Here is a 13,763-nt window from a genome sequence, read left to right on the forward strand (position 1 = left end):
GGCGCTCCGTCCTAGGAGCCCAGATGCTCCGCGCCATGCCCGGCGTGACCGTGATGCCGCAGACCTCGCAGGGTCAGTGCCGTGTCGAGTGCGGCCACAGTCGCCTCCCATCCCTTGTCCTCGGGGCTGCCCGGCAGCCCGCTGCGCTCCAGTGCCTGCTCAATGGTGTCACATGTGAGGACCCCGTTGCCCACCGGAGTCGCCTCGTCGAGCGCGACGCGGGTCACACCCGCGGTCACCGAGTCGCAGACGTAGTCGAAGTGGGCGGTGGCGCCCCGGACGACCGCGCCGAGGCAGACGACGGCGTCGAGGTCGCGCGCCAGCTGCTGGGCGACGACCGGCAGTTCGAGCGCGCCCGCCACGCGGGCGACGACGGGCTCGTCGACGCCGCACGCCTTCGCCGCGGCGAGGGCGCGGTCCAGGAGCCGGTCGGTGATCTGCCCGTGCCAGCGGGTGCAGACGACGCCGAGCGTGAGCCCGGCCGCGTCGACGGTGCCGTCCTCGGGGCGTCCCGCGCCGCTCATCAGAGTCCCTCTATCTGGTGTCCGAGACGGTCGCGCTTGACCGTCAGGTAGCGCCGGTTGTGCTCGGTGACGACGACGGGCATGGACTCGCGTCCCCGCACGTCGACGCCGAAGCCGTCCAGGCCCTTGAGCTTGTCCGGGTTGTTGGTGAGCACCCGTACCGAGCGTACGCCCAGGTCGCGCAGCATATGCGCCGCGTTGGAGTACTCCCGCGCGTCGGCGGGCAGCCCCAGCTCCAGGTTCGCGTCGACGGTGTCGGACCCGTTGTCCTGGAGCGCGTACGCCTTCAGCTTGGCGAGCAGGCCGATGCCGCGTCCCTCGTGCCCGCGCAGGTAGAGGACGACGCCGCGGCCCTCCTGCGCGATGCGTTCCATGGCGGCGTCCAGCTGGGTCCCGCAGTCGCAGCGCTCGGAGTGCAGGACGTCGCCGGTGAGGCACTCCGAGTGCGCCCGGACCAGGACGTCGCCGCCGTCGCCGATGTCGCCGAGCACGAGGGCGATGTGCTCGCCGCCGTCGATGGCGCTGGAGAACCCGACGGCGCGCCACGTCCCGAACCGGTTGGGCAGCCGGGTCTCGACGACGCGGGTGACCATCGCCTCGGTGCGGCGGCGGTGCTCGGCGAGCTGTTCGATGGAGACGAGCCTGAGCCCGTGCTCCTTCGCGAAGACCTGGAGCTCGGGCAGCCGCGCCATGGTTCCGTCCTCGTTCACCACTTCGGCGAGGACGCCCGCCGGGGGGAGGCCGGCGAGCCGGGCGAGGTCGACGGCGGCCTCGGTGTGCCCGCGCCGCCGCAGGACGCCGCCCTCCCGGTAGCGGAGCGGGAAGATGTGGCCGGGGCGGACCAGGTCGCGGGCCTCGGCCGCCGGGTCGCACAGCGTGCGGATCGTCCTGGCCCGGTCGGCGGCGGAGATGCCGGTGCTGACGCCGACCCGGGCGTCCACGCTGACGGTGTACGCGGTGCGCATCCGCTCGGTGTTCTGCGCGGTCATCAGCGGGATCTGCAGCCGGTCGAGGTCCTCGCCCTCCATCGGGACGCAGATGACGCCGCTGGTGTAGCGGATCGTGAACGTCAGCAGCTCGGGCGTCGCCTTGGACGCCGCGAAGATGATGTCGCCCTCGTTCTCGCGGTCCTCGTCGTCGACGACCACGACGGGACGTCCCGCCGCGATGTCGCCGATCGCCGCCTCGATCGGGTCGAAGATCCCGCTGCCGCCGTTGATGTCGTCGCCGCTCATGCGGTCACCGCCTTACCTGCCGTGGGGGTTTGCACGCTCCGGGACTCCCGGAGCCAGTTCCTGAACCCGGCCATCACCATCACGAAGAAGATCCCGTAGACCGCGCCGGAGACGTACAGCCCGGACTTGAGCGCCAGCGGCACCCCGACCAGGTCGACGAGCACCCACACGATCCAGAAGTCGACCAGCGCGCGGCTCTGCGCGAACGTCGCGACGGCGCTGCCGACGAAGATGTAGGCGTTCGCCCACGGCGACCAGGCGATCTGCAGCCAGTCGAGGTGGACGAACAGTTCGGCGACCACGGCCGTGCCGACGAGGAGCGCGCCGATCAGGACGACACGTTCCTTGAGGGTCGCCTGCCGGACGACGAGGCCGCCCGCGCCCCGGCGCCCGCGCGTCCACATGACCCAGCCGAAGAGGGCGAGGCCGCAGAAGAGGATCTGCTTGAGGGCGTTGCCGGGGACGTTCGCGTGCAGGGACGCGGCGAGCAGCAGCAGCGCGCCGACGAGCTGCACCGGCCACGTCCAGAGGGTCTTGCGCATGGCGAGCCAGACGACGGCGAGCGAGAGCACGTTGCCGATGAGGTCGGTCCAGAGGACGTGCTCGCCGAAGACCTCGAAACTCGCGTTGAGCCAGTTCACGACCGGTCGCCCATCATGCGCTCGACGTACTTGGCGACGATGTCCACTTCGAGGTTCACGGGGTCGCCGGGCTTCTTGTGGCCGAGCGTGGTGAGGGCGAGCGTCGTCGGGATGAGGGCGACGCTGAACCAATGGGCGACGGAGTCGCCGCGGGGGGTGCGGGGGGTCGTCCCCCCTCGCAAAGCGAGGTCAGTGCCGGCCTCCACCACCGTGAGGCTGATGCCGTCGATGGTGATCGAGCCCTTGTTCACCAGGTAGCGGCTCAGGTCGGGGGGCAGGGACACCGTGACGACGTCCCACCGCTCCCCCGGTTCACGGGAGATGATCACGCCGACGCCGTCGACGTGGCCCTGCACCAGGTGCCCGCCGAGCCGGTCCGACAGCCGGACGGGACGTTCCAGGTTGACCTTGGAGCCCGGCTCAAGGGCGCCGAGGCTCGACTTGTCGAGGGTCTCCTTGATGACGTCGGCGGTGAAGACCCCGTCCTTGACGTCCACCACGGTGAGGCAGACGCCGTTGACGGCGATCGACGCGCCGTGCACGGCGTCCTCGGTGACGAGCGGGCCGCGGATCGCGAGGGCGACCGAGTCCCCCTGGGGGTCGATCGCCACGATCTCGCCGAGCTCCTCGACGATGCCGGTGAACATCTCCCGGGCCTCCTAGATCAGGGCTCCGGGGACGTCCATACATCGGCGCACGCCCCTGGCCAGGGGCGTGCCGCGCGCTGCCTCCCATCCGGACTTTCACCGTCGGTCCCGGAATCCCACCGGGTCAACCGGCCGATGGCTTCGGCCGGGTCGCGGACTGTCACCGCCGGTTCGGAATTTCACCGACCCCGGAGCACGCGTTTCATGCTTTGCCAACCAGTGTGCCATGCCTTCCATTCCGCGCCCCATGTGACCATCGCCACTGCCGGTCGCGGGTTGAACGTTCAACGATCTTGAAACGGGGGTAGATCCTGCGCCACAAGTGACGCATGACGACTTTTTCCCCCAGGAGGCAGTCATGGACGTCGTCGCCCTCATCGCCCGCATCGCCTTCACGGCGATCTTCATCGGCGCCGGCATCGGCCACCTCACCGCGACCGAGGCCATGGCCGGTTACGCGGCCGCGAAGAAGCTGCCCATGGCCAAGCTCGCCGTGCAGGTCTCGGGCGCCTACATCCTGCTCGCGTCGGCCCTGCTCGTCCTCGGCGTCTGGCCCGACCTCGCCGCCATCGCCCTCGTCCCGTTCCTGCTCGTCACCGCGTTCGTCTTCCACGACTTCTGGACGCAGGAGTCCCCGGAGGCGCGCCAGATGGAGCAGCAGCAGTTCCTCAAGGACATCTCCCTGGCCGGCGGCGCCCTCGCCCTGTTCGCCCTGTACGCCTCGGACCACCACCCCGGCCTGAACCTGGTAGGCCCCCTCTTCTCCTGACCCCGTCGATGGCCGCGCCGCCGACCACCCCGGCGGCGCCACATCACGGCGCCCTCACGGAACGGAGGAACGTCGGACCGTCCACGCACCCCTCTTGAAGAGCCGGCGGCGATCAGGCCGCCGCACGGTCGGGCAGGGCGCCGCCCTCGCGGAACGATGCACGTCCAGGACCTCGGCGAGCGCGACCACCGCACCGGCCTCGATCCGGCTCGGTTCGGCGGCCGAGCCGTCCCGCGCGAGGACGGCGAGGGCGGCGTCCCGCGCTTGCCGGACGAGCGACTCCACCCGGTCGTGGAGGTCACCGTGGGGACGGGCCGTCATCGGGCATCACCTCCAGGGACGAGGCTGCGCTCGTGGTGGCTGACGACCTCGTCGGCGACATCGTGGAGATCCGCGAACGGCCTGCGCGCGTAGGCGTCCCGCGTCCCCGGCCGGACGCGCCAGCGGAACAGGCCGGGAGGCTCGGACCACACGGTCAGGCCCCGCGTCGTGACGACGGAGCGGTCGGACCCGTGGTGGCAGCGCGCGCCGTCCAGCCCCCTGGCGAGCAGCAGCCGACGCAGCACCACGGCCGCCTCCCACGGGAGCGGGCGTGGCGGGGGCGCGCACGTCCGGGCGGCCGGGACGCAGAACCAGGTCGCCTTGCCCGGCACCGAGAGCGGCCCCAGCCGGGACCGCGTCCGGTGCCAGCCCCACCCCGCCGAGAGGGCGTCGACGACCGCGATCCCCCGGCCGTTCTCCGCCCACGCGCCGTCCGCCCTCCCGGGACGCGTCCACTCGGGCTTCGGGTCAAAGACCTTGAACACGAGCTGGCTCTCCGGCGTGACCCGGTGGTAGGCCCACAGTTCGAGGACGCGCCGCCCCGGAGCCGCCTCCGCGCGGCCCGACGCGCCGCCGATGCCGTGCCGGAGGCCGTTCGTCACCAGCTCCGAGGCCGCGAGCGTGACGTCCTCGACGAGTTCGCCCGGCACCTTGGCCGCCGTCAGCGCCACCCGCAGATGCGCGCGGGCGACACCGGCACACGTTTCGTCGGCGGGCAACGGCCAGGCCGAACACCCGCCGAGCACCAGATCAGGGAGATGGCCGTGAGCCATTGGGGGTCTCCTCTCCGCGAGGGATCTATGTCGAAGCAGCAAGATCGATTCCGTAATCGGCTGCGAACGCTGCGTTACGGGCTAGATAATGAACTCACTCGACCATAGATCGCAAGGCTAAGCGAGATAGATAATCCAGATTCTTGCGATCATGAATCTGAACAACCACAGACAGGAAATAATGGACATGACGGACATTCATGCCAGCGGATACAGCCCGACAATCAAGAAGCGCGCCCTCAGTAGGAAGCTGGTTGACCTGCGAAAACAGTGCGGCATGACGACAGCCCAGGTATGCAGGCAGCTCACCTGGAGTCACACGAAGCTCAACTACATCGAAAAGGCCAAATGGGTCGAACCGAACAGCGACGCTGTCGCCGACCTCTGTGAGCTGTACGGCGTCGAGGGCAGCGACCGTGAGGCTCTGATCACGCTCACCCGCGAGGCCCGCCAGCGCGGCTGGTGGCGCAAGTACAACGACGTTTTCGTGAGCGAGCTCCCCGGTTTCGAGGCCGGCGCATCTTCCATCCAGACGTTCCAGAACACCGTCGTGCCCGGTCTTCTCCAGGTCCCCAGCTACGTCGAGCTGATCACCAGGGCCAACGGCTACGAGGACGAGGCAGAGATCAAGCGCCGAGTGGACGCACGGCTGGAACGGCAGAAGATCCTCACGCGCGGTAGGGGCCCATGCCGCCTCCACGCGATCATCGATGAGAACGCCATCTTGCGCATCAACAACGCGGAAGTGCGCGCTGAACAGCTGCTACACCTCATCCACGCGACAGACCGCCGCAACATCGATCTTCAGATCCTCCGCATCGCGGACGGCGTCTATCGAGAAGCTGGAGAGGTGTTCACCTACCTCACTTTCCCGGACTCGGCCGAACGCGACATCGTCTACCTGGAGACCAGCATCGACAACCGGATGCTGGAGGAGACGGACGAGCTTGAGCGCTATATGGTCAGGTTTGACCGTTTGCGCGCTGCGGCACTCGATAGCGCGCAAACACGTGTCTACCTGGCGCAACAGCTTGAGTGAGGCGGAGATGGATGCATCGCGGATGACGTGGCACAAGAGCAGCCGTTCGCAAGTCGAAGTAACGCCGCGCTGGAGGAAGAGCAGCCGTTCGCTCGGCAATAACGAAGAGTGCGTCGAAGTTGCTGCGATCTGGCGCAAGAGCAGCAAGTCCAGCGGTGGCGGCCAGAACTGCGTTGAGGTGGCGGGCACCCCTGAGGCTGTACTGATCCGGGACAGCAAGGACACGGCCAGCCCCCCACATGTGATCGCTCCGGAGACGTTCCGTGACTTGGTCGGCCGGATCAAGAGCGGCGGTCTCGACCTGTAGGACGCGGCGCGTTGATCTGCGGCGTGTCGTTGTTATGGCTTGCCGGTTAACAACAACACGCCGCAGATCAACAAAGCGGGGGCGGCGTGTTGGAAGTATTTGGCCAGGTAGTAGCGGTACATCGCGCCGGTGGCGGGCGGCGTCTCGGATGTGATCGTCAGCCTTCCGATGGCCTGGTGTGGGCCTCCGTGGCGGCGGGCCGAGTACGGCTAATCAGCGGAGCGGACGAAGGGCGCCGCCGCCGAGTACCGCTCCCAGTACCCGGGCCTGCTGAGCGCCTTTCGATTGTGCGATCCCAACGATCTCGCAGAGGTCCTCTGGCGGTGCGGCCTCCCCGCCGGCCACGAGGTGCGGTATCTCAGCCTGGCGGCGGTCCCGCGGTTCCGCGTCCACGACATGTTCCGCGCCTCCTCGGTCCCACGGGCGCCTGGTTCCGCCAACGGACGGGCGGGTCACAGTGTGAGGCCGACGCCCTTGGGGGTCGCGGTCACGGATGTCAGGTCGGCGATGATGTGGTGGGCGGCGGTGAGGACGGAGGGGTCGTGGCTGGTGGTCACTGCCAGGACGGTGGTTCCGGCGGCGCGGGCCGCGGCTATGCCGGCGGGGGCGTCCTCGATGACCACGCACGCGGACGGGTCCACGCCCAGTTGCGCGGCCGCTTGCAGGTAGCCGGACGGGTCGGGTTTGCCGTCCTGGACGTCTTCGGCTGTGACGACCACCGGTGGGACGGGGACGCCCGCCACTGTCGTGCGGAGTTTCAGTTGCCGCCTGTCCATCGAGGTGACGAAGGCGTGGAGCAGGCCGTTCATGTCGGTCAGCAGGTCCACCGCGCCTGGCAGGGCCGTGATCCCGTCCGTGCCGGTTGATTCCAGGGCGTCCAGGCGTGCGGTGGCGTCATGGACCTGGTCGGGTGGGAGGAAGTCGGCCACACGGTCGCTCGTGCGGCGGCCGTGGGAGTCGGCCAGGAACTCCTCTGCGTCGATGCCGTATTCGGCGGCCCATTGGCGGGCCGCGCGCTCGACCAGCGGGGTCGAGTCGACGAGGGTGCCGTCCACGTCGAACAGGACGGCGGCGCAGGGCAGGATCACCAGTTCGCCTTGGCCGTGGCCTCCTCGGCCTGGGCGCGGAGGTTGCGGATCGCCTGGACCGGGTCGTCGGCGCCGTAGACGGCGTTGCCCGCGACGAAGACGTCCGCGCCGGCCTCGGCGCAGCGCTCGATGGTCTCGGCGCTGACGCCGCCGTCCACCTGGAGCCACACGGGGAGGTCGCGGCCCTTGATGAGCTCGCGGGCGCGGCGGACCTTCGGCAGGACGACGTCCAGGAACTTCTGGCCGCCGAAGCCGGGCTCGACCGTCATCAGCAGGAGCATGTCGATCTCGCCGAGGATGTCCTCGAAGCCGTCCACCGGCGTGGCCGGGTTGACGCCGAGGCCCGCGCGCGCGCCGGCGGAGCGTATGGCGCGCAGGGTGCGGACGGGGGCCTTCGCCGCCTCCGCGTGGATGGTGACGCTCTTCGCGCCCGCCTCGGCGTACTCCGGCGCCCAGCGGTCGGGGTCCTCGATCATCAGATGGCAGTCGAGCGGCAGCCTGCTGTGCTTCAGCAGCGCCTGGACGACCGGCAGCCCCAGGGTGAGGTTGGGGACGAAGTGGTTGTCCATGACGTCGACGTGGACCCAGTCGGCGGAGTCGGCGATGCGCTCGACGTCCTCGGCCAGGCGGGCGAAGTCGGCGGACAGGATGCTGGGTGAGATCTGAGGAGCCATGATGCCCCGATTCTATTGGCGCAGCCCGGCCCGTTCCTCACCCGGCCGGGTGACGCCGGGGGTGGGACGGCCCGCCAGGCGGAGGCGGACGAACGACTCGGGCGCCCCGGCGGTGACCCACAGGGCGAGGACCGCCTGGGCGGCGAACGCCTCGACCGGGTTCGCGCCCGCGAACAGCCGGTCGAGCGCGGCGATGGCGGCGGCGCCGGCGAACCCCAGGGGGAGGCGCGCCAGGCGCCGCCAGGGACTTCCGCCGGGGTCGAACCAGCCGCGCGACGCGAGCACGGACAGGCCCGCGAGGGCGCCGAAGAGCCCGCCGGACGCCCTGGCCGAATCGGTCAGCGACACGGGTTCGAGCCGGCCGCCGGCCGCCGTGACGGCGTCCGCCCAGGCTTGCGGCCACTGCCAGTCCTCCAGCGGCTGCAACGCACCCCAGGCCGCGGCCAGCAGCAGCAGGGAGACCGCCAGCGAGAGGACCGCCTGCACGGCCAGGTGGCAGCGGGCCCACCACGGGACGACGATCGGTTCCAGCCCGAGGACGGCCACCAGCAGGGCCAGGCCGATCGCCCAGCCCGCGAGGACCTGGCCGGTCGAGTGGACGCCCAGATAGACGCGGGACACCCCGATCAAGGCGATGACGACGGCGGCGCCCGCCCACAGGAGCCGCCGTCTGGTCTGAGCGGCGAAGAAGCCCCACGCCGCGATGCCGTTCTGCGCGTGGCCGGACGGCATCCCGAAGGACGACAGAGACTGCCTGCTCTTGACGGCGGGGTCCGTCCAGTAGGGGCGCGGATCGTGGAAGACCAGCTTGAGGAGCGTGTTGAGGAGCCCGCCGAACAGCAGGACGACGGAGGCCCGCGCCGCCAGGCGCGGCGCGACGCACCAGAACAGCGCGACGAGCAGCGGAACGTAGAAGGCCGCGCTGCCCAGGTACGACATGAAGAGCATGAAGCCGGTCAGCACGGATCCCCCCGGAGTGCTAAGTGCGGCGCAGGAGAGCCAGGAACATCGCGTCCGTGCCGTGGCGGTGCGGCCAGAACTGGGCGTACGGGCCGTCCCCCACGCCCGTGAGGTCCGGGGAGATCGACGTCAGGACGGCGGGGGCGTCGAGCCGTTCGACGTCGTCGCGCTTGCGCAGGACGTCGTCCACCACGACAAGGGTCTCCGCCAGGTGGGGCGAGCAGGTGACGTAGGCGACCACGCCGCCGGGGCGCACGGACTCCAGCGCCGTGGCGAGGAGCCCGCGCTGGAGGGCGCCGAGCCCGGCGACCGCTTCGGGGCCGCGGCGCCATCGGGCCTCCGGGCGGCGCCGGAGCGCCCCCAGGCCGGTGCAGGGCGCGTCCACCATGACCCGGTCGAAGGCCCCGGGACGCCATGCGGGGGCCAGGCCGTCGGCCGCGATCACGCCCGCGCGGCCGTCGACCGCGCGCCGGACGAGCGCGGCGCGGTGCGGCTGGACGTCGGCGGCGAGGAGCCGGGCGTCGCGCCGGGCGGCCAGCGCCGCCAAGAGCCCCGCCTTGCCCCCGGGGCCGGCGCAGAGGTCGGCCCAGCGGGCGTCCGGGCCGTCCAGAGGCGCTTCGGCCAGCGCCAGGGCGACCATCTGGCTGGCCTCGTCCTGGACGGCGGCGCGGCCGTCGCGCACGGCGGCGATACCGGCCGGGTCCCCTTCGGGCAGTACGGCCGCGTAGGGCGAGTACAGGGCGGGTTCGGCACCGGACTCGTAAAGCTCTTGCAGAGTGGCCCGGCCGGGGCGGGCGACGAGCGTCACCCTGGGGCGTGCGTTGTCGGCGGCGAGCAGTGCGTCGATCTCGTCCCTGCCGACGGCGTCGCGCAGGGCGGACACGATCCACTTGGGGTGGCTGTAAGCGATGGACAGGCGGGTCGTCGGGTCGGCGTCGGCGGGAGCGACGATTTCCAGCCAGGCGTCCATGTCGCGGGTGGCGACCTTGCGGAGCACCGCGTTGGCGAACTTCGCCTGGCCGGGGCCTGCGACGGACCGGGCCAGCTCCACGGTGGTCCCCACCGCGGCGTGCGGCGGGATGCGGGTGCCGAGGATCTGGTGCGCGCCGAGGCGCAGGACGTCCAGGAGCGGGGCGTCGACGCGGCGCAGCTCCCGGTCGCTGCACAGCGCGAGGACCGCGTCGTAGGTGCCGCGGCCGCGCAGGGTCCCGTAGGTGAGCTCGGTGGCGAGCGCGGCGTCGCGCCCGGTGAGGCCGCGGTCGTGCAGGCGCTTGGGCAGCAGGAGGTTCGCGTACGCGTCGCGGGTCTCGACCGCGCGGATCACGTCGAACGCCGTGCGGCGGACGAGGTCCTGGGGGCGGCCCGTCTTGCGGGGGCCTCCGGGCCTGCGGTTCTGGTCGTCTCGGCGGTTGCGGGTGGGCGGCATCAGTGCAGCGCGTCCTTGCCGATGAGGTTGACGCCGCGGACCCAGTCGGCGGCGGCCATGCGCCGCTTGCCCTGGGGCTGGACCTCGCCGAGCGCGACGGGATGCGTGGCCGTTCCCACCAGTACCTCGTTCTTTCCAGGAAGGATCTCGCCGGGCGACAGCTTGTCCGAGCCGGGCGCCGGACGAACCGGGCCCAGCTTGACGCGCGTGTCGCGGAAGTTCGTCCACGCGCCGGGGGCCGGGGTGCACGCGCGGACGAGGCGGTCGATGTGCAGGGCGGGGCTCTTCCAGTCGACGTGCCCGTCCTCGGGCGTCAGCTTCGCCGCGTGGGACACGCCCTCGCTCGGCTGCTGCCGGGGCTCCAGGACGCCGGCCTCGATGCCGTTCATCGTCTCCAGCAGGAGGCTCGCGCCGGCGACGGCGAGCCGTCCCAGGAGTTCGCCGGACGTGTCGGTCGGCTGGATCGGCTCGGTGAGGACGCCGTACACGGGGCCGGTGTCGAGGCCCTCCTCGATCTGGAACGTGGCCGCTCCGGTGACGTCGTCGCCGTGCAGGATGGCGCGCTGCACGGGCGCGGCGCCGCGCCAGGCGGGCAGCAGCGAGAAGTGGAGGTTCACCCAGCCGTGCCGGGGGATGCCGAGGGCCTCGGGGGGCAGCAGCGCACCGTAGGCGACGACGGGGCAGCAGTCGGGCGCGATGTCCCGGAGCCGGTCGAGGAACTCGGGGTCGCGGGCCTTGGCGGGCCTGAGCACCTCGACGCCGGCCTCGGCGGCGAGCGCGGCGACCGGCGAGGGGCTGAGACGGCGCCCACGGCCCGCGGGCCGGTCGGGGCGGGTCACGACCGCCGCCACCTCGTGCGAGGAGCCCAGCAGCGCCGTCAGCGCCGGGAGCGCGGTGTCCGGCGTCCCCGCGAAGACCAGCCTCACCTAGATCGCCTTCCCGAAGGTCCGGTGCGGCGACTCCCTGACGACGGGGGCCGGGTCGCCGAACCACTCGGCCTCCCGGATCGCCTTCATCGCGGCCTTGCGCTGCTCGGGGTCCATCCGGTCGATGAAGATGATCCCGTCGAGGTGGTCGGTCTCGTGCTGGACGCAGCGGGCCAGCAGATGGGTGCCCTCCAGCGCGATGGGCTCGCCGTGCATGTTGAAGCCCTTCGCCACCACGCCGACCGAGCGCGGCGTGGGGAAGGCGAGGCCGGGCAGGGACAGGCAGCCCTCGTCGTCGGTCTCCTGCTCCTCCGACAGGTCGAGCGTGGGGTTGACCACGTGCCCCAGCCGGTCGTCGACGTAGTAGGCGAACACCCGCAGGCCCACGCCGAGCTGCGGCGCGGCCAGGCCCGCGCCGGGAGCGTCGATCATCGTGTCGGTGAGGTCCTTGACGAGCTGGCGCAGCTCCTTGTCGAAGTCCTTCACCGGCTCCGCGGGCGTGCGCAGCACGGGGTCGCCGAAGAGGCGGATGGGCTTGACGGCCAACGGGGGCTCCGTTTCCTGCGAATTCCTGCGGCGTTCTCTGCGTGTCCAGTCTACGGAGACAACCCGTGGTGGTTCACACGCCGCGGCGCGCCCCTTCGTGCGCGGAGCGCGCCTTGTAGGCGGCGGTACGGGCCGCCTTGGCGGTCGCCTTGTCCGGGTGGTGGGCGCCCAGGGCCTCCAGGACGTCGGCCACGGCGGGATGGTCGGTGCGCCAGAGCTCGTCCACCATGACCTTCATCTCAGCCTCCGGCGGCGCGTCGATGAGGGCGGCCTCGACCGCCTCGTCCGGTTCGGCGGTCTCCAGCATCCCGGCGACGGTGTCGACGAACACCCAGAGGTACTCCTCGCGGGCCAGCTCCCGTCCGGACGGGTCGCCGACGGCGTTCAGCCAGAGCGCGGCGTAGGGCGACACCAGCGGATGCTCCTGCGCGGCGCGCACGACGCCCGCCGCCTCCGGGCCGATGCGGTGCAGGACGGCCGCGGCGAGGTTGCGGGCGCCGGGGCCGCCGGTGCGCATGACGTCGAGCAGGTCGGCGGCGCCGTCCTTGGGGTCGTGCGCGGCCAGCCAGCCGTCGATCTCCTCGTCGGCCGCCTCCGGCCGGTACCAGGTGAGCCCCTCGATGAGCTCGGAGGCGCGCGCGCCGGCCAGCTCCCCGATAAGGGGGGCGGTGAAGCCGTCGGCCAGCAGCAGCTCCCGGACGGCCCACACGCCGAGCGGAGTCAGGGCGCGTCCGTCGCCGGACCGCTCCGCGATCCCCCAGTCCTCCAGGGTCGCCAGTTCCAGATGGAGCGCGTCCGAGACCAGGGCGGCCATGGCCTCTGCGTCGGAGAGGTCGTACGCCTCCTCGACGTGGCCCAGCAGGGCCCCGGCCAGGATCTCCGGCTCGGTCGGCTCCTCCTGCTCGTACAGGTGGATGAGGACACCGGTCAGCTCGTTCTGCACGAGTTCGATCGCGTCCAGGCCGTCCGCGTAGTCGTGCCCTGGCACGACCACCGCTTCGAACAGGCGCAGCCAAGCGGCGAGCAAGGTCTCGTCGTCGTCGGACCGGAGGTCGTCGCCGGCCGGACCGGGGGCGGCGGCTCCGTGCTCCGCCGTGATGACGTTCGCCTCTACGGCGGCCCACCACAGGCGTTCCAGGGCGCCCTCGTCCTCCATCTCGCCGTGGCGGCGGGGGGCCTCCATGCCGAGGGCGGCAGCGGCGGCGCCCGCGTCCTCCTCGGTGAGCGTCTCGTGCTCGGTGAGGGTGCGCTCGCCCGTCCAGTCGGCCAGGGCCAGGACCGCCGCGGTCAGGCGGGAGCCGCGCGCCGCCGCGGCCACCGCGGCCCGGGGCGCCGGCCGGACCGGCGGGACGACGAGGTCCCCGGTCCGCCGCAGGTACTCCTCGGTGCGGGCGTACCGCTCGGTCTCGGGGAGCTCCTCGAAGTCGCGCACCCACGCGTCGACGGCCTCCTGGTCGTCGAGGGAGACGCCGTCGGCCTGCATGAGACCGCCGATCACCTCGGCGGCGGCCTGCCGCTCCTCGCTGTCGACCGCGGCCACGACCTCCGCGAAGCCGGGGGCGGCCCGGTCGACCTCGGCCGCCAGGGCGGCGGCCGCCGGGGCGGTCACGGCGCCGGTGTCGCCCAGATACGCGACGATCTTGCGGAGCGCGTCGAGGACGGTGGGGACGTCGTCGCTCGCGGCGACCACCGTCTCGGGAAAGACCTCCAGCAGCAGCGTGCGGAGCCCCTCCGGGGTCAGTTCCTCCGGGCCCGCGAGGCCCATCTCCTCCCGCGCGAGGCCGAGCAGGATCCGTACGCCCTGCCCGTCCAGCGCCTCGCCGCGTTCGTCCGCCCACCGCCGCAGGTCGCCGGCGGTGCTCTCCACCCAGTTGTCGGCCACCCGAG

Annotated in this window: 16 protein-coding genes and 1 riboswitch; of the genes, 3 read left to right on the plus strand and 13 right to left on the minus strand. The window is 71.7% G+C overall.

Features of this window, described 5'->3' with window-relative positions:
• Positions 1-11: 11 nt before the first annotated feature.
• Genes ribH through ACA511_RS16915 form a run of 4 tightly spaced genes read right to left on the minus strand, consistent with a single transcriptional unit; the run spans position 12 to position 3,047 of the window.
• Positions 12-524 carry a 6,7-dimethyl-8-ribityllumazine synthase gene (gene ribH, locus ACA511_RS16900; protein WP_375025281.1) on the minus strand — a complete coding sequence of 171 codons (513 nt, stop codon included), beginning with the start codon at positions 522-524 and terminating at the stop codon, positions 12-14.
• Complete coding sequence (locus ACA511_RS16905) at positions 524-1,759, minus strand: bifunctional 3,4-dihydroxy-2-butanone-4-phosphate synthase/GTP cyclohydrolase II (protein WP_375025282.1); 1,236 nt, start codon at positions 1,757-1,759, stop codon at positions 524-526. Before ACA511_RS16905 ends, ribH begins: the two co-directional genes overlap by 1 nt.
• Positions 1,756-2,400: a nicotinamide riboside transporter PnuC gene (gene pnuC / locus ACA511_RS16910; protein ID WP_375025283.1), complete on the minus strand. Its 645-nt coding sequence runs from the start codon at positions 2,398-2,400 to the stop codon at positions 1,756-1,758. Before pnuC ends, ACA511_RS16905 begins: the two co-directional genes overlap by 4 nt.
• The gene (locus tag ACA511_RS16915; RefSeq protein ID WP_375025284.1) at positions 2,397-3,047 is read right to left on the minus strand and encodes a riboflavin synthase; all 651 of its coding nucleotides are present in this window, start codon (positions 3,045-3,047) and stop codon (positions 2,397-2,399) included. The genes pnuC and ACA511_RS16915 overlap by 4 nt, the downstream gene beginning before the upstream one ends.
• 70 nt (positions 3,048-3,117) lie before the next feature.
• A riboswitch (FMN riboswitch) is annotated at positions 3,118-3,248 on the minus strand.
• A 157-nt stretch (positions 3,249-3,405) separates the two neighbouring features.
• On the opposite strand from ACA511_RS16915, the gene ACA511_RS16920 reads away from it, so the two are divergent.
• Entirely contained in the window at positions 3,406-3,816 is a 411-nt protein-coding gene (locus tag ACA511_RS16920; RefSeq protein WP_375025285.1) for a DoxX family protein, read from the plus strand.
• A 54-nt stretch (positions 3,817-3,870) separates the two neighbouring features.
• On the opposite strand, the gene ACA511_RS16925 is transcribed toward ACA511_RS16920, so the two are convergent.
• Positions 3,871-4,137 (minus strand): hypothetical protein, encoded by a 267-nt coding sequence (locus tag ACA511_RS16925; RefSeq protein ID WP_375025286.1) that lies wholly within the window; start codon positions 4,135-4,137, stop codon positions 3,871-3,873.
• A complete protein-coding gene (locus ACA511_RS16930; protein ID WP_375025287.1) occupies positions 4,134-4,910 on the minus strand; it encodes an ATP-binding protein in 777 nt (258 codons plus the stop codon). The genes ACA511_RS16925 and ACA511_RS16930 overlap by 4 nt, the downstream gene beginning before the upstream one ends.
• A 151-nt stretch (positions 4,911-5,061) precedes the next feature.
• On the opposite strand from ACA511_RS16930, the gene ACA511_RS16935 reads away from it, so the two are divergent.
• Complete coding sequence (locus ACA511_RS16935) at positions 5,062-5,949, plus strand: helix-turn-helix domain-containing protein (RefSeq protein ID WP_375025288.1); 888 nt, start codon at positions 5,062-5,064, stop codon at positions 5,947-5,949.
• Positions 5,950-5,971: 22 nt separating this feature from the next.
• Positions 5,972-6,256 carry a DUF397 domain-containing protein gene (locus tag ACA511_RS16940; RefSeq protein WP_375025289.1) on the plus strand — a complete coding sequence of 95 codons (285 nt, stop codon included), beginning with the start codon at positions 5,972-5,974 and terminating at the stop codon, positions 6,254-6,256.
• Positions 6,257-6,708: 452 nt separating this feature from the next.
• On the opposite strand, the gene ACA511_RS16945 is transcribed toward ACA511_RS16940, so the two are convergent.
• The 7 genes from ACA511_RS16945 to ACA511_RS16975 all read right to left on the minus strand — a co-directional run bounded on the left by ACA511_RS16945 (position 6,709) and on the right by ACA511_RS16975 (position 13,758).
• Positions 6,709-7,344 carry an HAD-IA family hydrolase gene (locus ACA511_RS16945; protein WP_375025290.1) on the minus strand — a complete coding sequence of 212 codons (636 nt, stop codon included), beginning with the start codon at positions 7,342-7,344 and terminating at the stop codon, positions 6,709-6,711.
• Positions 7,341-8,018, minus strand: a complete 678-nt coding sequence (gene rpe / locus ACA511_RS16950) for a ribulose-phosphate 3-epimerase (RefSeq protein WP_375025291.1) — start codon at positions 8,016-8,018, stop codon at positions 7,341-7,343. Before rpe ends, ACA511_RS16945 begins: the two co-directional genes overlap by 4 nt.
• A 12-nt stretch (positions 8,019-8,030) precedes the next feature.
• Positions 8,031-8,981, minus strand: a complete 951-nt coding sequence (locus tag ACA511_RS16955) for a phosphatase PAP2 family protein (RefSeq protein ID WP_375025292.1) — start codon at positions 8,979-8,981, stop codon at positions 8,031-8,033.
• Between the two features lie 16 nt (positions 8,982-8,997).
• Positions 8,998-10,404 carry an RsmB/NOP family class I SAM-dependent RNA methyltransferase gene (locus ACA511_RS16960; protein WP_375025293.1) on the minus strand — a complete coding sequence of 469 codons (1,407 nt, stop codon included), beginning with the start codon at positions 10,402-10,404 and terminating at the stop codon, positions 8,998-9,000.
• Positions 10,404-11,330 carry a methionyl-tRNA formyltransferase gene (fmt, locus tag ACA511_RS16965; RefSeq protein WP_375025294.1) on the minus strand — a complete coding sequence of 309 codons (927 nt, stop codon included), beginning with the start codon at positions 11,328-11,330 and terminating at the stop codon, positions 10,404-10,406. Before fmt ends, ACA511_RS16960 begins: the two co-directional genes overlap by 1 nt.
• A complete protein-coding gene (gene def, locus ACA511_RS16970) occupies positions 11,331-11,876 on the minus strand; it encodes a peptide deformylase (RefSeq protein ID WP_375025295.1) in 546 nt (181 codons plus the stop codon). It abuts the gene before it with no gap.
• Positions 11,877-11,949: 73 nt separating this feature from the next.
• Positions 11,950-13,758 (minus strand): hypothetical protein, encoded by a 1,809-nt coding sequence (locus ACA511_RS16975; protein ID WP_375025296.1) that lies wholly within the window; start codon positions 13,756-13,758, stop codon positions 11,950-11,952.
• Between the last annotated feature and the right edge of the window lie 5 nt (positions 13,759-13,763).

It is taken from the genome of Actinomadura sp. GTD37, assembly GCF_041951365.1.
Lineage (GTDB): Bacteria > Actinomycetota > Actinomycetes > Streptosporangiales > Streptosporangiaceae > Spirillospora.